The sequence below is a fragment of the Ralstonia sp. VS2407 genome, from assembly GCF_052950655.1.
This window is the reverse complement of record NZ_JBRFVG010000004.1, coordinates 25404-43675: the sequence shown is the minus strand read 5'-3', so window position 1 is coordinate 43675 and position 18272 is coordinate 25404. Positions and strand designations below refer to the sequence as shown.

Genomic DNA, 18272 nt, shown 5'->3' with positions numbered 1-18272 from the left:
GCGCAATGCCGGCCTTTCTTTTTGCACTGGCGTGCGCTTGCACTCCGCTTGTTTTGTGCTTGTCTTTACGCGCCCCAAGCGGGCGCATTCCAACGAACAAATGCGCTGACTTGGCGCGGCTTCAGCACCGTTTTGGCGCGTATTTCCCTTTGAACGAGCCAAATGCGATGGCACGGTAGTTGCACTTTTGGGCCCCGGGAGTCGTTCTCGCCACCAATAAACCCAAGGAGCCGCAATGAAACGTCGTGAGCTGTTGAAGCTGTCTGCCGTCGCCGCCGCAACGCTGTTGTCCGTGTCGAGCCTCGCGTTTGCCCAGGCCAAAGAACCGATCAAGGTCGGCATCCTGCATTCGCTGTCGGGCACGATGGCCATCTCCGAGACGTCGCTGAAAGACGTCGCGCTGATGACGATCGACGAGATCAATAAGAGTGGTGGCGTGCTGGGCCGCAAGCTGGAGCCGGTGGTGGTGGACCCGGCATCGAACTGGCCGCTGTTTGCCGAGAAGGCGCGCGGGCTGCTGACGCAGGACAAGGTGGCCGTCACGTTCGGCTGCTGGACCTCGGTGTCGCGCAAGTCGGTGCTGCCGGTCTATGAAGAGCTGAACGGTCTGCTGTTCTACCCGGTGCAGTACGAAGGCGAAGAGATGTCGAAGAACGTCTTCTACACCGGCGCGGCGCCCAACCAGCAGGCCATTCCGGCCGTGGAATACCTGATGAGCAAGGAGGGCGGCGGCGCCAAGCGGTTCTTCCTTCTCGGTACCGATTACGTCTATCCGCGCACGACCAACAAGATCCTGCGCGCGTTCCTGCACAGCAAGGGCGTGAAGGACAGCGACATCGAAGAGGTCTACACCCCGTTCGGCCACTCCGACTACCAAACCATCGTCGCCAACATCAAGAAGTTTGCGCAGGGCGGCAAGACGGCCGTGGTGTCGACCATCAATGGCGACTCCAACGTGCCGTTCTACAAGGAACTCGGCAACGCGGGCCTGAAGGCCAAGGACGTGCCGGTGGTGGCCTTCTCGGTGGGTGAAGAAGAACTGCGCGGCATCGACACCAAGCCGCTGGTGGGCCATCTGGCCGCATGGAACTACTTCATGTCGGTCAAGAACCCCGTCAACGACGACTTCAAGAAGAAGTGGGCTGCATGGGTAAAGGCCAACAACCTGCCCGGCGGCGACAAGCGCGTCACCAACGACCCAATGGAAGCCACCTACGTCGGCATCATGATGTGGAAGCAGGCTGTCGAGAAGGCTGGCTCGACCGACGTGGACAAGGTCCGCAAGGCGATGTACGGCCAGCAGTTCAAGGCACCGTCGGGCTTCACGCTGGTGATGAACAACAACCATCACCTGAGCAAGCCCGTGATGATTGGCGAGGTGCGTGGCGACGGCCAGTTCAACGTCGTGTGGAAGACGCCGACGGTGATCCGCGCCAAGCCGTGGAGCCCGTACATCCCGGGCAACGAGGGCAAGCCTGACATGGTCGCAAGCAAGTAATGTGGTCAGGCGGGCGGGTCACGCGTCTGACGTGGCCGGTCCTTTGAACGACGCTGTACGACGTGGCGGACCGATCTCGGCATCGGCCGCCACGCATCGGATTGCCATGATGCGCTTGTCCCGCTGGTTGTTTCATTCCCTTGCCGCACTGCTGTGCGCCTTCTGTCTGACTGCGATGCCCCAAGCTTCTGCGTGGGCGGCCGGACAACCCTTGACCCAGGCCGATCTCAAGCCCCTGGCCGAAGACGACTTCGATGCCAAGGTGAAGACACTCAATGCACTGGCCGCTGCACCTGCGGAGCAGGCCGCCCCGATCCTGCAAGCCTTGCAGAATGACGCGCTGTTCTTCGCGCCCGCCGCTGGCATGGTGCGTCAGGATGGCGAGAAGTACCTGGACGCGATCACCGGCCAGCCCGTCACCGTCAAGGCCGACGATCTGCAATCCCTCACACTGAACAATGCCCTGCGTGCGCAAGTGGACAGCGCGGCGAGCGGCTTCGTGCTGCAATCGCCCGACCGTGCCGTGCGTGCCCAGGCCGTCGATACGTTGCTCGCGCATCCCGAGACGGCGTCGCGCCCCATTGTCGACGCGGCACGCAAGCATGAAACCGATCCGGAATTGCGTACCAAGCTGCACCTGTTGTGGGCCAATCTCGCGCTCGACGATGGCACGCATGCCGAGAAGCTCGAAGCGCTGAAGTTGCTCGCAGCCGATACGAATCCGCAGACCCGCCAGCGCATCGCCCCGTTGCTTGCCAAGGACAGCGGCGCTGACCATGAACTGCGCGCCGCCGCACAGCAAGCGCTCGATAGTCTTGCTGCACAAGAGCGCAAATCTGAACTGATCGGCAACCTGTTTGCCGGCCTGAGCCTGGGTTCGGTGCTGCTGCTCGCGGCGCTCGGGCTGGCCATCACTTATGGCCTGATCGGCGTCATCAACATGGCGCACGGTGAGTTCCTGATGATCGGTGCGTATGCCACCTACGTGGTGCAGACGATTTTCCGCAACTACTTTCCGAACGCCTTCGACTGGTATCTGCCCGCAGCGCTGCCTGCCGCGTTCCTGGCGGCGGCCGTCGTCGGCTTTGCACTGGAGCGGCTGGTGCTGCGTCACCTGTATGGCCGTCCGCTCGAAACGCTGCTCGCCACCTTCGGGATCAGCCTGCTGCTGATGCAGGCGGTGCGCTCCATCTTTGGCGCGCAGAACGTGGAGGTGGCGAACCCGAGCTGGATGAGCGGCGGCGTTGCCCTGACGCAGGGCCTTGTGCTGCCGTACAACCGGCTCGTCATCCTGCTGTTTGCGCTGGCCGTGGTGGCGATCGCCTGGGCCGTGCTCAACCGCACGCGCCTGGGACTGTTCGTGCGTGCCACCACGCAGAACCGCACGATGGCCGCCTGCGTTGGCGTGCGTACGTGGAAGGTCGACAGCTACGCGTTTGCATTCGGTGCGGGCATTGCCGGGCTGGGCGGCTGCGCACTCTCGCAGATCGGCAACGTCGGGCCGGACCTCGGCCAGAGCTACATCATCGATTCGTTCATGGCCGTGGTGCTGGGCGGGGTGGGGCAGTTGGCGGGCACGATCATCGGTGCGTTCGGGCTGGGCCTTATCAACAAATTCATCGAGCCGTTCTATGGCGCGGTGCTGGCGAAGATCATCGTGCTGGTGCTGATCGTGCTGTTCATCCAGAAGCGTCCGCAGGGCCTGTTCGCCCTCAAGGGCCGCAGCGCCGAGGCCTGATATGACGACGACCAAGTTCTCTCTCGATATTCCGGCGCGCATGCCGCTGCTGTCGCGGCGCGAGTGGTCCGCGCTGGCGCTGGTGTCGCTCATCGTGTGCATTGGCGCGCCGGTGTGCGCGCTTCTTGTGCCGGAAGGCAGCCCGCTGCATCTGTCGGCGTATGCGCTCACGCTCATCGGCAAGATCATGTGTTACGCCCTGGCGGCGCTGGCACTCGATCTGGTCTGGGGCTACTGCGGCATCCTCAGTCTCGGCCACGGCGTGTTCTTTGCGCTCGGCGGCTACGCCATGGGCATGTACCTGATGCGCTCCATCGGCCGAGAAGGCGTGTACAAGAGCGATCTGCCCGACTTCATGGTCTTCCTCGACTGGAAGGAGCTGCCGTGGTTCTGGCACGGCACCGAGCACTTCGCGTGGGCGATGCTGCTGGTGATTCTGGTGCCCGGCGTGCTGGCATGGCTGTTCGGCTTCTTCGCCTTCCGCTCGCGCGTCAAAGGCGTGTACCTGTCGATCATCACGCAGGCGATGACGTATGCGGCCATGCTGCTGTTCTTCCGCAATGAGACGGGCTTTGGCGGCAACAACGGCTTTACCGATTTCAAGCGCATCCTCGGCTTCCCGATCTCGGCATTGCCCACGCGCACCGTGCTGTTCGTGGCAACGTTCGTGGCGCTGGTGCTGGCGTTCATCGCCTGCCGGGCCATCGTCACGTCCAAGTTCGGCCGCGTGGTCACCGCCATTCGCGATGCCGAAGCGCGCGTGATGTTCTCCGGCTACAACCCGCTCGGCTACAAACTGTTCGTCTGGACGTTCTCGGCCGTGCTGTGCGGTATTGCCGGGGCGCTCTACGTGCCGCAGGTCGGCATCATCAACCCGGGCGAGATGTCGCCGGGCAACTCCATCGAGATGGCCGTGTGGGTGGCCGTTGGCGGGCGCGGCACATTGATCGGCCCGATCATCGGCGCGTTCCTCGTCAACGGGGCCAAGACGTTGCTCACCGCATGGGTGCCGGAATACTGGCTGTTCGTGCTCGGCGCGATCTTTGTGCTGGTGACGCTGTATCTGCCGAACGGCGTGCTTGGCCTGATGGGCAAGCTGCGCATGAAGAAGCGGGCGCCCACGCAAGCCAAGGCACCCGAAGCCGCGACCGTGACCGGAGACCATGCATGAGCACGTTCACCGAACTCCCCGACCGTGCCGAGACTGGCACCGCCACCGGCATGGGCCACCTGGTCGAGCCCGACACCATCGACGTCTCGCACGGCGCCATCCTGTATCTCGAAGACGTGACGGTGCGCTTCGGCGGCTTTCGCGCTCTGAACGCTCTCACGCTGTCGATCGACCATGGTGAGCTGCGCTGCATCATCGGCCCCAACGGCGCGGGCAAGACCACGATGATGGACGTGATCACCGGCAAGACGGGCCCGCGCAACGCCGACGTGACGGGCCGAGTCTTCCTCGGCCAGACCATCGACCTGCTGCGCCTGACCGAACCGCGCATCGCGCAGATCGGCATCGGCCGCAAGTTCCAGAAACCGACCGTGTTCGAGCAGCACACCGTGTGGGAAAACCTGGAACTGGCGATGAAGGCCGACAAGCGCTGGTGGGTGTCGCTGCGCGCGCGTCTGCTGAACGACGGCCGTCAGCGCATCGAAGAAACGCTCGGCCGCATCCACCTGGAAGCGGAAGCCTATCGGCCCGCTGGGCTGCTCTCGCACGGGCAGAAACAGCGCCTGGAGATCGGCATGCTCTTGATGCAACAGCCGCAACTGCTGCTGCTCGATGAGCCTGTTGCCGGCATGACGGATGAAGAGACGATGCAGCTCGCAACGTTGCTCAACGGCCTGCGCGGCACGTGTTCGATCATGGTCGTGGAGCACGATATGGAGTTCGTCGCCGCGCTGGCGGGGGCGGAAGGGCGCGTGACCGTGCTGGCCGAAGGCAGCGTCCTGGCCGAAGGCACGCTCGACGCCGTCAAGCGCGATGAGCGGGTGATCGAATCCTATCTGGGGCGTTAGAAGGCTCCGCAAAACTACTGCGCGTCTCGATCTTGCCCCTGTGATGCTCGCCGTGCCCGTGTACGGCTGCGCTTCTCGGGCCAACATCGGATCGCTGGCTACGTTTTTCAGAGCCTTCTCGAGGCAAAAGGAAAGAACGCGATGTTGCAGGTCCAACAACTGAACCAGTACTACGGCGGCAGCCACATCCTGCGCAACGTCAGCTTTGACGTCCCCACGGGCAAGCTGACCACGCTGCTTGGCCGCAACGGTGTCGGCAAGACGACGTTGCTCAAATGCCTGATGGGCGTGGTGCCCGCCGCCAGCGGTGCGATCGATTGGGAAGGGCGCACCATCCAGAAGCTGCCCGCGTACGAGCGTGTCTCGCAGGGGCTTGCCTATGTGCCGCAGGGCCGCGAGATCTTCCCGCGCCTGACGGTGGAAGAGAACCTGCTGATTGGTGCCGCCGCCAAGCGTGCGCCCTCCAAGGTGCCCGATTCCATCTATGAATTGTTTCCGGTGCTCAAGGAGATGAAGGGCCGGCGCGGCGGTGATCTGTCGGGCGGCCAGCAGCAGCAACTTGCCATTGGCCGCGCGCTGATGAGCGAGCCGCGCCTGCTGATCCTGGACGAGCCGACCGAAGGCATTCAGCCGTCGATCATCCAGGAGATCGGCCGCACCCTGCGCCGGCTGGTGGATGAGTTTGGCATGTCGGTGCTGCTGGTCGAGCAGTACTACGACTTCGCGCGCAGCATTGCCGACCGCTACGTCGTCATGAGCCGTGGCGAGGTGATCGCCCAGGGCGACGGCGCCAACATGGAGGCCGATGGCGTACGCGATCTGGTGGCGGTTTGACGCACAGGTGTCGTGTGAAAAAGTCGGGTGCCAAATGGGCGGCATCTGGCTATGATGGAAAACCTTTCCGTTTGCTTAGGGCGGGGTCCGGTCTGAAGCGCACAGCCGCGTTTCATGAGGGATGCCTCCCGTTTGCATGACCGATGCGCCATCCCGATTTTCCTGTTCCGCCGCAGGCCTCCGCATTTGCATCCTGGGAAGCCTCGTTGCACTTGGCGTTTGCGCGGCGCGGTGAGCGCACCGTGCTGGCGACGTGCCGGCATCAGGGGCCGCTGCGGGTGCAGAAGGCCCTGTATCCGGAAGGCGAGGGCGTCTGCCATGCCGTCATGCTGCATCCGCCCGCAGGCATTGCCGGCGGCGACGTGCTCGATATCGACATCGAACTCGGTGCCGATGCGCATGCCGTGCTGACCACGCCCGGCGCCACCAAGTGGTACAAGTCGCTCGGCCGCACGGCCACGCAGCGCGTTGCGATCCGCATGGATGCAGGTGCGAGGCTCGACTGGCTGCCGCAAGAGAACATCGTCTTCAACCAGGCCTGCCCGATCATCGACCTGACTCTCGATCTGGCCCCCGGTGCCACCGCCATCGGCTGGGACACCACCATGCTCGGCCGCCACGCCGCCGGCGAATCGTGGGCCGAAGGCCGCATCGCCATGCGCACCGCATTGCGTTGCAACGGCCAGCCGCTGTGGATCGAGTCGGCTGCGTTCGATGCGCAATCACCCATGCTAAATGCGACGACGGGTATGGCCGGCTTCCACGTCGTCGGCACGCTGTGGGCCGTGGGCGAGGGGGCTACCGAAGCCCTGGCCGAATCGATGGCCGAGCACCTGCCGTACAACGATGATCTGCGCGCCGGCGTCACCTGCCTCACGCAAGATGCGCCTGGCCTGCCAAACGTTTTGTTGCTGCGCGTGCTCGCACGTCGGCCCGAAGATGCGCGCGCGTTGCTGTCACAGACGTGGCTCGCGCTGCGCGAACCGATGCATGGCGTGGTAGGCCGTCCGCTGCGCCTGTGGGCCACATGATGGCCAGTTGATGGCAACGTGACTTCGCATCGCCCGATCTGAACTGAACTGAATTGACCCTCACCGAAGAGAGCCCCTCGTGGAACTGACCCCGCGCGAAAAAGACAAGCTGCTGATCTTCACCGCCGCCTTGCTGGCCGAGCGCCGCAAGGGCCGTGGCCTCAAGCTCAACTACCCGGAAGCCGTCGCCTTCATCAGCGCGGCCATCATGGAAGGCGCGCGCGACGGCAAGACCGTCGCCGAGCTGATGCACTACGGCACCACGCTCCTCACCCGCAATGACGTGATGGACGGCGTGGCCGAGATGATTCCCGACATCCAGGTCGAAGCCACGTTTCCGGACGGCACGAAGCTCGTCACCGTCCATCACCCGATCGTTTGAGTTTTGAAGTTTGAAGTCCGCACGCCACTCACCACTACGAGTCCTGCCATGACGCCTACCCTGTCTCGCTTCGTCCGGCCCGCTGCGGCCATTGCGCTCACGTTTGGCGCCTCCATCGCGTTTGCCCACCCGGGGCATCCGGGCCATACCGCCGAAGGCAGCTTGCTTGCCGGGTTCCTGCATCCGCTCACGGGTGCCGACCACTTGCTGGCGATGGTGGCCGTGGGCGTGTGGAGCGCACTGGCCTCGCGCTCGGTGCGCGATGCGCTGTGGGCGCCGGTCGCCTTTGTTGCGTTGATGATCCTGGGCGCGCTGCTCGGCGCGGGTGGCGTGGCGGTGCCGATGGCTGAGCCGATGATCGCCGCATCGCTGCTCGTGTTCGGCCTGCTGATTGCCGCTCGCGCCCAACTGCCGGCATGGGGTGGTGCGTTGCTGTGCGGCGCGTTCGCGCTGTTCCACGGCTACGCGCACGGCACGGAATTCCCCGCAGGCGCGCAGGCCATGTTCCCGACCTTCGTGGGCGGCTTTGCCGTGGCGACGGCGCTGCTGCACACCGCCGGCATCGGCGCGGGCTTTGCGCTGAAGCCGCGTCTGGCATGGCTGGCGCGGCTGTCGGGTGTGGGCGTGGCGCTGTACGGTGCCGGCCTGCTGGCGGTGGCCGTCTGAAGGGGCGCGAGATGATCCCCGGAGAACTCCTGCCGCAAGACGGCGATCTCGAACTCAATGCAGGCCGCGCGGCGGTCACGGTCACAGTGGCCAACACTGGTGATCGCCCCGTGCAGATCGGCTCGCACTACCACTTCTATGAAGTGAATGACGCGCTGCGCTTTGACCGCGAAGCCACGCGCGGCTATCGGCTCAACATCGCCGCCGGCACCGCCGTGCGCTTCGAGCCGGGGCAGGAGCGCACGGTCGAACTCGTAGCGCTTGCGGGCGATCGCGCGGTCTATGGCTTTGCTGGCCGTGTGATGGGCAAGCTGTGAAGTTGACGCAGAAGGAACGGACATGACACTCAAGATCGACCGCCGCGCCTATGCGGAAATGTTCGGCCCAACCACGGGCGACCGCGTCCGCCTGGCCGACACCGACCTCATCGTCGAAGTCGAACGCGACTTCACCATCTACGGCGAAGAAGTGAAATTCGGCGGCGGCAAGGTCATCCGCGATGGCATGGGCCAGAGCCAGCGCGAATCGAAAGACTGCGCCGACACCGTCATCACCAACGCGCTGATCATCGACCACTGGGGCATCGTCAAGGCCGACATCGGCCTGAAGCACGGCCGCATCTCGGCGATCGGCAAGGCAGGCAATCCGGACATCCAGCCCGGCGTGACCATCGTCATCGGCCCCGGCACCGAGATCATCGCGGGTGAGGGCATGATCGTCACCGCCGGCGGCGTCGACTCGCACATCCACTTCATCTGCCCGCAGCAGATCGACGAAGCGCTGAACAGCGGCGTGACGACGATGATCGGCGGCGGCACCGGCCCCGCCACCGGCACCTACGCCACGACCTGCACGCCGGGCCCCTGGTACATGCAGCGCATGCTGCAGGCGGCTGATGCGTACCCAATGAACATCGGCTTCCTGGGCAAGGGCAACGGCAGCCTGCCGGGCGCGCTGCGCGAGCAGATCGACGCGGGCGCCATCGGCCTGAAGCTGCACGAAGACTGGGGCTCCACGCCCGCCGCCATCGATTGCTGCCTGGGTGTGGCCGACGACACTGATACGCAGGTCGCCATCCACACCGATACGTTGAACGAATCGGGCTTTGTTGAAGCTACCGTCGCCGCATTCAAAGGACGCACGATTCACACGTATCACACCGAAGGCGCGGGCGGCGGGCACGCGCCCGACATCATCCGCGTGTGCGGTGAGTCGAACGTGCTGCCGTCGTCCACCAACCCGACGCGGCCGTTCACCGTCAACACGCTGGACGAGCACCTCGACATGCTGATGGTGTGCCATCACCTCGATGCGTCCATCGCCGAAGACATCGCCTTTGCCGAGAGCCGCATCCGCCGCGAGACGATTGCCGCTGAAGACATCCTGCACGACCTCGGCGCGTTCTCGATGATCTCCAGTGATTCCCAAGCCATGGGCCGCGTCGGCGAAGTCGTGCTGCGCACGTGGCAGACCGCACACAAGATGAAGGTGCAGCGCGGCAAGCTGGCCGGAGACCCGAACGATGCGCGCGGCGGGCATGACAACTTTCGCGTGAAGCGCTACGTCGCCAAGTACACGATCAACCCCGCACTCACGCATGGCATTGCGCATGAAGTCGGCTCGGTTGAAGTCGGCAAGTGGGCTGACCTCGTGCTGTGGAAGCCGGCATTCTTTGGCGTGAAACCGAGCCTGATCCTGAAGGGCGGGATGATTGCCTCTGCGGCGATGGGCGATGCGAATGCGTCGATCCCGACGCCGCAGCCGGTGCACTATCGGCCGATGTTTGGGGCGGCGGGTGGGGCGCTGGGGCGGACGTCGTTGACGTTCTTGTCGCAGTCGGCTGCTGCTGCCGGCGTGGCGGAGCAGTATGGGTTGGCCAAGACCACGGCGGTGGTCAAGGGCACGCGTACTGTGAGCAAGGCGGACATGATTCATAACGACTGGCAGCCTGACATTACCGTTGATCCGGAGACGTATCAGGTGGTTGCGGATGGGACTGTGTTGACTTGTGAGCCGGCGGAGGTGTTGCCGATGGCGCAGAGGTACTTTTTGTTTTGAGTTTTGGGATGGGCTCTTGTGGTCCATCCCTGTTTCGTACCCTGCCGGGCACGACTTACTTTTCTTTGTCTTGCCAAAGAAAAGTAAGCAAAAGAAAGGCGCGCCCGAGATGGCGACTTCCCCTTGAATTTATGTAACCGGGCGGGGAAGGAGGCAAACTCGCTTCGCTCAGACAGGCCTCCTTCCTTGATCCGCCCGCTTACAGAAATTCAAGGCGCCATCTAGGGCAGGTAAGTCAATGGCCACACCGGCGGGGAACTGAGGTGGGCGCCGGAGCTCGGCGAGTGCGAGTGCGAGTGCGAGTGCGAGTGCGAGTGCGAGTGCGAGAGCAAGAGCAAGAGCCAGCGCGTGCGACGGTTCTGAACGTACAACGGAGCAGTGCATGGGCAGAAGAGTGTGTGCTTTACCCTTGCCCTAGATGGCGCCTTGAATTTTCGTAAGCGGGCGGAAAAAAGACGGGAAACTGTCTGAGCGCAGCGAGTTTTTCCCGTCTCCGCCCGGTTACGAAAATTCAAGGGATGGTTCGCCATCTCGGGCGCGCCTTTCTTTGCTTACTTTCTTTGGCAAGACAAAGAAAGTGAGTCGCCCCCGGCAGGGGGTGAAATAAGGATGCGCTGCCGCGCCGAGATCAAAACTCCACGCTTGGAGATCAGAACTCGGCGATTGGAGTTCAGAACTCGACACTTGAAGTTCCGAACCCGATGCGTGGCGTCTCTGAACTCAACGCTCGGAGTTCAGAACGCGACGCTTGAGGTTCCGAACTCAACGTTTGACGTTCAGAACCCGACGTATGGCGTTCAGAACTCCACGCTTGAAGTTCCGAACCCGGTGCTTGCAGTTCAGAACTCGACGCCTGGAGTTCAGAACTTCGAGCCTCATAGTTGGATGACGAATCAGGTCGTAAAGATGCTTTCCATCAACAAACATCTCCCCGCGCCGCATGGCTTGGCCTCTGTGCTGGTCAAGCGTGCACCCAAGCTAGTGCTGCCATTCCTGGAGCGCAGCCGCAGCCGCTTGCGCGCCACCCTCGACGATGGCCGTGAAGTGGCCGTGGTGCTGCCGCGCGGCACTGTCATGCGCGGCGGCGACGTGCTGGTCGCTGAAGACGGCACGCTGGTGGAAGTGCAGGCCGCGCCTGAGCGGGTACTGCGCGTGACCAGCGACAACCGCCTCGCGCTGATGCGCGCCGCCTACCACCTCGGCAATCGCCACACGCCCGTGGAGGTCAGCGCCGATGCACTGCAGCTCGAAGCCGATCCGGTGCTCGAAGACATGCTGGTCCGCCTGGGCGTGACCGTCGCGCATGTGGAAGCACCGTTCGAGCCGGAGGCGGGCGCCTATGGTGGCGGCCATCGTCACGGCCACGATGCGACGTTCGAAGAGGACTACGCAGCCGCGCAGGCGCTGTACCACGAGCATCACGGTCACGATCATGGTCACAGTCACGCGCACGACCACGGCCACGACCATGGTCACTCGCATAGCCACGACCACGGTCACGGTCACGACGACGGCCATGCCCACGGGCCCGGCTGCGGCCATCACCACCATCACCATGACTAACGCCGCGCAGCTCACTGCCTTGCTGCATCTCGCGTCGCCGGCGCTGCCGGTGGGCGCGTTCAGCTATTCGCAGGGCCTGGAGGCAGCGGTAGACGTGCGGCACGTGGTGGATGAAGCGTCGGCTGCGGCGTGGATTGCCGAGGGCCTCGACGTGCTGGCCGCCTGCGAGGCGCCGCTGTGGCTGCTGCAGTTTGCCGACTGGCAGGCAGGCCGCTTCGATGCCGTGGCCGAGCGCGATGCCTGGTTCCTCGCCACCCGCGAGACGCGCGAGCTGCGGCTCGAAACGTCGCAGATGGGCTGGTCGCTCAGTCGCCTCATCCAGCAGATGGAGTGGGGCGATGGCGCACTGCGCAGCGCCTTGGCCGGGCGTGCCTCGGTGACGTTTCCAACGGCCTTTGCCGCCGCCGCTGCCGCGCTGAATGTCGACCCGCGCGACGGCGTGACGGCGTACTGCTTTGCGTGGGTGGAAAACCAGATGGCGGCGGCAGTGAAGGCCGTGCCGCTGGGGCAGGCTGCGGGGCAGCGCATTCTCTTCGGTCTGCACACTGCGGTGGCGCGTGCGGTGGAAGAGGCCACGCGCCGTGCGGCTTGTCATCCACCTGAACTGTCTACGTTTTCGCCTGGGCTGGGCGTGTTGTCTGCCCGGCATGAAACGCAATACTCACGACTCTTTCGATCCTGAACCCGATCATCATGCGAACCAAGAAACTTCCTGCCCTGCGTGTTGGCGTGGGCGGCCCGGTGGGCTCCGGCAAGACCACGCTGCTCGAAATGCTCTGCAAGGCCATGCGCGAGCGTTACGACCTCGTGGCGATCACCAACGACATCTACACGAAGGAAGACCAGCGCCTGCTGACCATCTCCGGCGCGCTGCCTGCCGAACGCATCATGGGTGTCGAGACCGGCGGCTGCCCACACACGGCCATCCGCGAAGATGCGTCGATCAACCTCGAAGCGGTCGATCGCATGCTCTCCAGGTTTCCAGATGCGGATGTCGTCTTCATCGAGTCGGGCGGTGACAACCTCGCGGCGACGTTCAGCCCCGAGCTGTCGGACCTGACGATTTACGTGATCGATGTGGCGGGCGGCGAGAAGATCCCCCGCAAGGGCGGCCCGGGCATCACCAAGTCGGACCTGCTCATCATCAACAAGACGGACCTGGCGCCGTATGTCGGAGCGTCGCTGGAGGTGATGGAGAGCGACACGCGCAAGATGCGTGGCGACCGTCCGTTCGTGATGTGCAATCTGCGGGCGCAGGGTGGGTTGGATGAGGTGATCCGCTTCATCGAGAAGCAGGGGATGCTGACGGCAGCTGCCTGATTGATTCACCGCAGCAGCGGCACTCGCGGGGGCCGCACTGAGTCAAAAATACTGACGCGTGTGGTGCGGAGGCGGGTGATGAAGACGATCCATGCTGCAGTGCTGACGACGGTGGTCTTGGGTGCAGTTGCCTGCGCGCCCACCATCGTCGGGCCGTATTACACGATGGATGTGCGGCTGGCGGACGGGAAACCCGTGCGGTGTGCGGTGAATCAACCGGTGCATCTGCCCAGTCCGCCGCCGGAACCCCTGACGGTGCGCGAGCGTAACGAAGCCGAGGTGCTGGCGACGCAGCCGCTGCGGTTGCAGACCGGGCCGCGGGCGCCGTATCCGACGGTCTACACCGCGCCGGATGTGCAGTGCTTTGCGTTGCCTCGGTAGGGCGTTCAGGCGTCTTCTGTCAGGGTGTGCCAGAGCGCCTGCGCCACCGGCCCGACGGGGCGCGCCCGCAATCGTGCGGCAACAATGTCGAGTTTGGAGCGCTTGAAGTGTCGGCCCTCCAATGACACGAGCTTGCCGCTGCGCAACTCCTTTTCGATCAGGTGCAACGGCATGTGGCCCCAACCCATGCCCTGCACGATCAACTCCTTCTTGGTGTGCTGGTCAGCGACCGTCCAGTTGGGCGCGTCCTTGATGACAAAGTAGTCACGCTGCGGCTGTTGTGCCGTATCGCGAATCACCACCTGAACATAGGCCTGCATCTGCTCGGGTGTGAGGTTGCGCATGGAAGGCGCGGTCACGTAGCCGGGTGCAGCCACTGGCACGAGCACCACCTTCGTGAGGTCTGTCCACTCGAAGCGTGGGTCGCTTTTGTCCACGTGGTGAATGATCAGGTCGGCCTCTTCGGCAAGCAGGCGCTCCCAGGGGCCGCCGATCACTTCGAAATGCAGGTGCAGCCGCGTTTGCGGCCATGCGTTGAAGAAGCGCTTCAGACGCCGGAGCGTCTCGGCCGTCGGAGTGAGGTCTCCCACAATCACGCGCAAGTCTGTTTCTTCGCCCTGGCTCAGTTGCTGGCACAACGTATCCAGCGCCGCGGCTTGGCGCAGCACTGCGGCCGATTGATGGCGGAACGCTTCGCCTGCTGCTGTGAGCCTCACACGGTATTCACTGCGGTCAAGCAGGGGCACGCCCAGCCGTTGCTCCAGTTGCTTGATGGCAGCATGCACGGCCGAATGCGTGCGATGCAGCTTGTCCGCAGCCGCCTGGAAGCTGCCTTCGGTAACCACCGCTTCAAGACAGGCGAGTTCGTGCAGAGAGAAATCCATTGTTAGCTCAATTGACGAAGAATGGCGGAATTATTCAATTTTTTTTGACTGCCTGAAAACCTAGCCTAGCACCTCCCAATACAAAAAGGAGCAGGCATGAAAGCGATCGTGCGGCGGCAATACGGCGGGCCGGAGCAACTTTGCGTAACCGAGGTGCCAGACCCGGTTGCCGGCAAGGACGAGGTGCTGGTGCGCGTCAGGGCGTTTGGCATCAACCGCGCGGAGCAGTACTTCCGGCAAGGGCACTGGGGCGATGTGGCTGCGATTTCCGGCATCGAATGCGCAGGTGAAGTGGTGCGTGACCCGAGCGGAAAGTTGCAGCCCGGACAGCGTGTGTTCGCCCTGATGGGTGGCATGGGGCGTTCGCGCAGCGGGAGCTATGCGGAATTGGTGGCCGTGCCCGCCGTCAATGTCGTGCCCATCCGTAGCGCGCTTGGCTGGAGTGAGTTGGCTGCCATTCCCGAGTCGTACGCCACGGCGTGGAGCTGCCTGTTCGATAACCTGGCCCTGCGGCGCGGCGACACGGTCATGGTGCGTGGTGCCACTTCGGCGCTGGGCTTGGCGGCGCTCAACCTGGCGGCATACACACAGGCTCGCGTGGTGGCGACCGTGCGCCACACGGGCCGGGCATCCGTTGCCAAGGAGAACGGTGCGGATTTCGTCCTGGTCGAGGGAGACGGCGTGGGCGATGCGCTGCGCGAACTAGCGCCAACCGGCATCGATGCCGTGCTGGACCTGGTCGGCACCGGCACCGTGCTGGAGTCGCTGCGGCTGACCCGTCGCGGCGGGCGCGTCTGCGTGGCCGGGTTTCTCGGTGGGCATGCGCCGATCGAGCGGTTTGATCCGCTACAGCATCTGCCCAGCGGGCGGCACCTGAGTTTCTTCGGCAGCGCGTTTGTCTATGGCACGCCGGAGTACCCGCTCACGGACATTCCGTTCCAACGCATCGTCGATCTGGTCCAGGCCGGCGTGCTGCGCGCCAGGCCGGCGCAGGTGTTTGCCTTTGACGACATCCAGAGCGCGCATCGCGTGCTCGATGCCGGTACAGCCGGCGGAAAGATGGTGGTGGAAGGCGCCTGTTGATGCATTGCGCTTGGCTCTAGCCTGAACGCTTTGCGCTGCCCAGGCGGCCGGGCGGCATAGCGGCAGGAATCCGCTGCTATCCGGCAAGGAGGGCTTCCAAAGGAAAAAGGCCGCATCACGCGGCCTGTTCCCCGATGCGAAGACGCGCAATCAGCGCCGCTCGTACTGTGTCGCGCCGAAGAGAATTTCCTTCGCCTTGTCGTCCTGCACAGCCGGTCGTTCCTTGGCCAGCACCTTCACCGCGCGCTGCACGGCCGGGCGTTCTTCAATGGCTTCAAACCAGCGCTGCAGCTTCGGGTAATCCGACAGCTCGATCCCCTGGTTCTTCCAGCTGCGCAGCCACGGCCACGTCGCAATGTCAGCGATGGAGTAGTCCGCGCCACCGAGGAACTTCGATTCGCCCAGGCGCTTGTCGATCACGCCGTACAGACGCTTGGCTTCGTTCGTATAGCGGTTGATGGCGTATTCGATCTTCTCGGGCGCGTAGATGCGGAAGTGGTGCGCCTGGCCGAGCATCGGGCCGACGCCGCCCATCTGGAACATCAGCCATTGCAGCACTTCGTATTTGCCGCGCACGTCGTCGGGCATGAACTTGCCCGTCTTGCCGGCGAGGTACAGCAGGATCGCACCCGATTCGAACAGCGAAATCGGTTTGCCGTCCGGGCCATCCTGATCGACGATGGCCGGGATCTTGTTGTTGGGGCTGATCTTGAGGAAGTCGGGTTTGAACTGGTCGCCTGCGCCGATGTTGATGGCGTGAACGCGGTAGGGCAGCCCGCATTCTTCCAGCATGATGTGCACCTTGTGCCCGTTGGGCGTGGCCCAGCTATAGACGTCGATCATGACTTGCGTGCTCCTGAGCAGGAAAGAGGGGAGAGCCGGTCATTCAAGCACAGAACGTCAAAACGCGCTGACGGCCCGCGCGGGCGAAAAAAAACCCCGCTTAACGCGGGGGCAAGGAGTGATCGTTGTGGCCAGCGTCATGCGCCGCGCGTCACTGGCATGTCTGCCACATCGGCGAGCCTGTGCAGGTGCTTGGCCAGCTCCAGCTTGGCGATGGCCGCGCGGTGCACTTCGTCCGGGCCGTCGGCGAGGCGCAGCGTGCGCTGGTGCGCATAGGCCGAAGCCAGCGGGAAGTCGCCCGACACGCCGCCGCCGCCGTGTGCCTGGATCGCCCAGTCGACGATCTGGCAGGCGATGTTCGGGGCCACGACCTTGATCATCGCGATCTCGGCCTTGGCGACCTTGTTGCCGACGGTGTCCATCATGTACGCGGCCTTGAGCGTCAGCAGACGGGCCTGTTCAATCATGCAGCGCGCTTCGGCAATGCGTTCGTGCCACACGCTGTGCTGTGCGATGGCCTTGCCGAACGCAACGCGCGACGACAGTCGCTTGCACATCAGCTCCAGCGCACGCTCGGCCACGCCGATGCTGCGCATGCAGTGGTGGATACGGCCCGGGCCCAGGCGGCCCTGCGCGATCTCGAACCCGCGGCCTTCACCCAGGAGGATGTTGCCCACCGGCACGCGCACGTCCTTCAGGTCGACTTCCATGTGACCGTGCGGCGCATCGTCGTAACCGAACACCGACAGCGGGCGCATGACGGTGATGCCCGGCGCGTTGGCCGGCACCACGATCATCGATTGCTGCTCGTGGCGGCCGGCATCGGGGTTGGTCTTGCCCATGACGATGTAGACAGCGCAGCGCGGGTCGCCGGCGCCCGACGACCACCACTTGCGGCCGTTGATGACGTATTCGTCGCCCTGACGCTCGATGCGGCATTCGATGTTGGTGGCGTCTGACGAGGCCACGGCCGGCTCGGTCATCAGGAAGGCGGAGCGGATCTCACCGCGCAGCAGCGGTTCGAGCCAGCGGTCTTTCAGTTCTTCGGAGGCGTAGCGCTCCAGCGTCTCCATGTTGCCGGTGTCGGGCGCGGAGCAGTTGAACACTTCCGGCGCCCAGGGCACGCGGCCCATGATTTCGCACAGCGGGGCGTATTCCAGATTCGACAGCCCTTCGGGCGCGCGCGGCGAACGCGGCAGGAACAGGTTCCACAGCCCGGCCTTGCGCGCCAGCGGCTTGAGTTCTTCGATGACCTTGGTGGGAATCCACGCGTTACCAGCCCGGCGGTTGGCTTCGACTTCTTCGTGGAAGCGGTGCTCGTTCGGGTAGATGTGCTGGTCGAAGAATTCAAGCAGGCGTGCCTGCATTTCCTTGACCTTGGGCGTGTAATCGAAATTCATGGTGTCTCCTCAGTACATCGAACAAGCGCCTTGAATGGGCAGCCATCAACTCAGTTCAGACCAGACGGGCTCGGCCATACGTCAAATACGTCCGCCGAGCACGGCAAAAACGGCACTCGCGCGCGCAATCAAGCGGTCGCCGCGATGGAAGAGGGCCTGCGCAAAGGCCAGCTTGCTGCCTGTGCGCAACCCCTCCGGGGTGATCTCGATCCAGTCGCCTTCTCCGGCAGAGGCGATGAAATCCACGGTCAGGCTGGCGGTCGACATGGCCAAGGCGCCACCGGTGCCTTCACCGGGCTCGGCCAGGCAATAGCCGAGCGCCGCGTCCGCCAGCGATGCCACCACACCACCGTGCAGGATGCCGCGCCGATTCAGGTGGTGATGCTGCACGTGGAAACCCATCACCATCGTCGGCCCCATGCCTCGGGCATAGACCGGCCCCAGCATCGTCAGGAAAGGGCTCGGCTTGTTCAGCAGGTCAAAGCCCATTGGTACGGCGAGATCGGGGGTTGTGGTCATGGCGCGCGGCGCAACTCACAAGTGGTGTCCGCAGAATAAGCCTTCGCCTACAA

General features: G+C 64.0%; 19 protein-coding genes. 15 read left to right on the top strand and 4 right to left on the bottom strand.

Going from position 1 to position 18272, the window contains the following annotated elements; translation table 11 throughout:
* Positions 1 to 235 precede the first annotated feature (235 nt).
* The 14 genes from urtA to ACU8YE_RS07990 all read left to right on the top strand — a co-directional run bounded on the left by urtA (position 236) and on the right by ACU8YE_RS07990 (position 13490).
* Positions 236 to 1498: an urea ABC transporter substrate-binding protein gene (gene urtA / locus ACU8YE_RS08055; protein ID WP_232040451.1), complete on the top strand. Its 1263-nt coding sequence runs from the start codon at positions 236 to 238 to the stop codon at positions 1496 to 1498.
* A 106-nt stretch (positions 1499 to 1604) separates the two neighbouring features.
* A complete protein-coding gene (urtB, locus tag ACU8YE_RS08050; RefSeq protein WP_446928488.1) occupies positions 1605 to 3236 on the top strand; it encodes an urea ABC transporter permease subunit UrtB in 1632 nt (543 codons plus the stop codon).
* A 1-nt stretch (position 3237) separates the two neighbouring features.
* Positions 3238 to 4407, top strand: coding sequence for an urea ABC transporter permease subunit UrtC (gene urtC / locus ACU8YE_RS08045; RefSeq protein ID WP_446928487.1), 1170 nt, complete (start codon positions 3238 to 3240; stop codon positions 4405 to 4407).
* Entirely contained in the window at positions 4404 to 5255 is an 852-nt protein-coding gene (gene urtD, locus ACU8YE_RS08040) for an urea ABC transporter ATP-binding protein UrtD (protein ID WP_009241045.1), read from the top strand. The genes urtC and urtD overlap by 4 nt, the downstream gene beginning before the upstream one ends.
* 141 nt (positions 5256 to 5396) lie before the next feature.
* Positions 5397 to 6089 carry an urea ABC transporter ATP-binding subunit UrtE gene (gene urtE / locus ACU8YE_RS08035; protein WP_232040447.1) on the top strand — a complete coding sequence of 231 codons (693 nt, stop codon included), beginning with the start codon at positions 5397 to 5399 and terminating at the stop codon, positions 6087 to 6089.
* A 143-nt stretch (positions 6090 to 6232) separates the two neighbouring features.
* A complete protein-coding gene (locus tag ACU8YE_RS08030; protein ID WP_446928486.1) occupies positions 6233 to 7120 on the top strand; it encodes an urease accessory protein UreD in 888 nt (295 codons plus the stop codon).
* 79 nt (positions 7121 to 7199) lie between these two features.
* Positions 7200 to 7502: an urease subunit gamma gene (gene ureA, locus ACU8YE_RS08025; RefSeq protein ID WP_045206205.1), complete on the top strand. Its 303-nt coding sequence runs from the start codon at positions 7200 to 7202 to the stop codon at positions 7500 to 7502.
* 48 nt (positions 7503 to 7550) lie between these two features.
* The gene (locus ACU8YE_RS08020) at positions 7551 to 8168 is read left to right on the top strand and encodes a HupE/UreJ family protein (protein ID WP_446928485.1); all 618 of its coding nucleotides are present in this window, start codon (positions 7551 to 7553) and stop codon (positions 8166 to 8168) included.
* Positions 8169 to 8179: 11 nt separating this feature from the next.
* On the top strand, positions 8180 to 8485 hold the full coding sequence (locus ACU8YE_RS08015; RefSeq protein WP_446928484.1) for an urease subunit beta: 306 nt from the start codon (positions 8180 to 8182) through the stop codon (positions 8483 to 8485).
* A gap of 22 nt (positions 8486 to 8507) precedes the next feature.
* Positions 8508 to 10226 (top strand): urease subunit alpha, encoded by a 1719-nt coding sequence (gene ureC, locus ACU8YE_RS08010; protein ID WP_446928483.1) that lies wholly within the window; start codon positions 8508 to 8510, stop codon positions 10224 to 10226.
* 906 nt (positions 10227 to 11132) lie between these two features.
* Complete coding sequence (gene ureE, locus ACU8YE_RS08005; protein ID WP_446928482.1) at positions 11133 to 11789, top strand: urease accessory protein UreE; 657 nt, start codon at positions 11133 to 11135, stop codon at positions 11787 to 11789.
* Positions 11782 to 12471: an urease accessory protein UreF gene (locus ACU8YE_RS08000; RefSeq protein ID WP_446928612.1), complete on the top strand. Its 690-nt coding sequence runs from the start codon at positions 11782 to 11784 to the stop codon at positions 12469 to 12471. The genes ureE and ACU8YE_RS08000 overlap by 8 nt, the downstream gene beginning before the upstream one ends.
* 11 nt (positions 12472 to 12482) lie before the next feature.
* Complete coding sequence (gene ureG / locus ACU8YE_RS07995) at positions 12483 to 13109, top strand: urease accessory protein UreG (RefSeq protein ID WP_012762284.1); 627 nt, start codon at positions 12483 to 12485, stop codon at positions 13107 to 13109.
* A gap of 78 nt (positions 13110 to 13187) precedes the next feature.
* Positions 13188 to 13490, top strand: coding sequence for a hypothetical protein (locus ACU8YE_RS07990; protein WP_260801818.1), 303 nt, complete (start codon positions 13188 to 13190; stop codon positions 13488 to 13490).
* A gap of 5 nt (positions 13491 to 13495) precedes the next feature.
* Here ACU8YE_RS07990 and ACU8YE_RS07985 read toward each other — a convergent pair whose 3' ends face one another.
* Entirely contained in the window at positions 13496 to 14374 is an 879-nt protein-coding gene (locus ACU8YE_RS07985) for a LysR family transcriptional regulator (protein WP_446928481.1), read from the bottom strand.
* A 96-nt stretch (positions 14375 to 14470) separates the two neighbouring features.
* On the opposite strand from ACU8YE_RS07985, the gene ACU8YE_RS07980 reads away from it, so the two are divergent.
* The gene (locus ACU8YE_RS07980) at positions 14471 to 15457 is read left to right on the top strand and encodes a zinc-binding dehydrogenase (protein ID WP_446928480.1); all 987 of its coding nucleotides are present in this window, start codon (positions 14471 to 14473) and stop codon (positions 15455 to 15457) included.
* A 150-nt stretch (positions 15458 to 15607) separates the two neighbouring features.
* On the opposite strand, the gene ACU8YE_RS07975 is transcribed toward ACU8YE_RS07980, so the two are convergent.
* The 3 genes from ACU8YE_RS07975 to ACU8YE_RS07965 form a co-directional block, all read right to left on the bottom strand.
* Positions 15608 to 16300, bottom strand: coding sequence for a glutathione S-transferase N-terminal domain-containing protein (locus ACU8YE_RS07975; protein ID WP_260801815.1), 693 nt, complete (start codon positions 16298 to 16300; stop codon positions 15608 to 15610).
* Positions 16301 to 16437: 137 nt separating this feature from the next.
* Positions 16438 to 17700 carry an acyl-CoA dehydrogenase family protein gene (locus ACU8YE_RS07970; RefSeq protein ID WP_260801814.1) on the bottom strand — a complete coding sequence of 421 codons (1263 nt, stop codon included), beginning with the start codon at positions 17698 to 17700 and terminating at the stop codon, positions 16438 to 16440.
* Positions 17701 to 17781: 81 nt separating this feature from the next.
* A complete protein-coding gene (locus ACU8YE_RS07965) occupies positions 17782 to 18219 on the bottom strand; it encodes a PaaI family thioesterase (protein WP_260801813.1) in 438 nt (145 codons plus the stop codon).
* Positions 18220 to 18272: the final 53 nt, after the last annotated feature.

Excerpts from the sequence above, each read along its gene's own strand:
- ACU8YE_RS07965 (WP_260801813.1), bottom strand. The coding sequence starts at position 18,219 with ATGACCACAACCCCCGATCTCGCCGTACCAATGGGCTTTGACCTGCTG.
- urtC (WP_446928487.1), top strand. The coding sequence starts at position 3,238 with ATGACGACGACCAAGTTCTCTCTCGATATTCCGGCGCGCATGCCGCTG.
- ACU8YE_RS08030 (WP_446928486.1), top strand. The coding sequence starts at position 6,233 with ATGCGCCATCCCGATTTTCCTGTTCCGCCGCAGGCCTCCGCATTTGCA.
- ACU8YE_RS08000 (WP_446928612.1), top strand. The coding sequence starts at position 11,782 with ATGACTAACGCCGCGCAGCTCACTGCCTTGCTGCATCTCGCGTCGCCG.
- urtA (WP_232040451.1), top strand. The coding sequence starts at position 236 with ATGAAACGTCGTGAGCTGTTGAAGCTGTCTGCCGTCGCCGCCGCAACG.
- ACU8YE_RS08020 (WP_446928485.1), top strand. The coding sequence starts at position 7,551 with ATGACGCCTACCCTGTCTCGCTTCGTCCGGCCCGCTGCGGCCATTGCG.
- urtD (WP_009241045.1), top strand. The coding sequence starts at position 4,404 with ATGAGCACGTTCACCGAACTCCCCGACCGTGCCGAGACTGGCACCGCC.
- ACU8YE_RS08015 (WP_446928484.1), top strand. The coding sequence starts at position 8,180 with ATGATCCCCGGAGAACTCCTGCCGCAAGACGGCGATCTCGAACTCAAT.
- urtB (WP_446928488.1), top strand. The coding sequence starts at position 1,605 with ATGATGCGCTTGTCCCGCTGGTTGTTTCATTCCCTTGCCGCACTGCTG.
- ACU8YE_RS07985 (WP_446928481.1), bottom strand. The coding sequence starts at position 14,374 with ATGGATTTCTCTCTGCACGAACTCGCCTGTCTTGAAGCGGTGGTTACC.
- ACU8YE_RS07980 (WP_446928480.1), top strand. The coding sequence starts at position 14,471 with ATGAAAGCGATCGTGCGGCGGCAATACGGCGGGCCGGAGCAACTTTGC.
- urtE (WP_232040447.1), top strand. The coding sequence starts at position 5,397 with ATGTTGCAGGTCCAACAACTGAACCAGTACTACGGCGGCAGCCACATC.
- ureG (WP_012762284.1), top strand. The coding sequence starts at position 12,483 with ATGCGAACCAAGAAACTTCCTGCCCTGCGTGTTGGCGTGGGCGGCCCG.
- ureE (WP_446928482.1), top strand. The coding sequence starts at position 11,133 with ATGCTTTCCATCAACAAACATCTCCCCGCGCCGCATGGCTTGGCCTCT.
- ACU8YE_RS07975 (WP_260801815.1), bottom strand. The coding sequence starts at position 16,300 with ATGATCGACGTCTATAGCTGGGCCACGCCCAACGGGCACAAGGTGCAC.
- ACU8YE_RS07970 (WP_260801814.1), bottom strand. The coding sequence starts at position 17,700 with ATGAATTTCGATTACACGCCCAAGGTCAAGGAAATGCAGGCACGCCTG.
- ACU8YE_RS07990 (WP_260801818.1), top strand. The coding sequence starts at position 13,188 with ATGAAGACGATCCATGCTGCAGTGCTGACGACGGTGGTCTTGGGTGCA.
- ureC (WP_446928483.1), top strand. The coding sequence starts at position 8,508 with ATGACACTCAAGATCGACCGCCGCGCCTATGCGGAAATGTTCGGCCCA.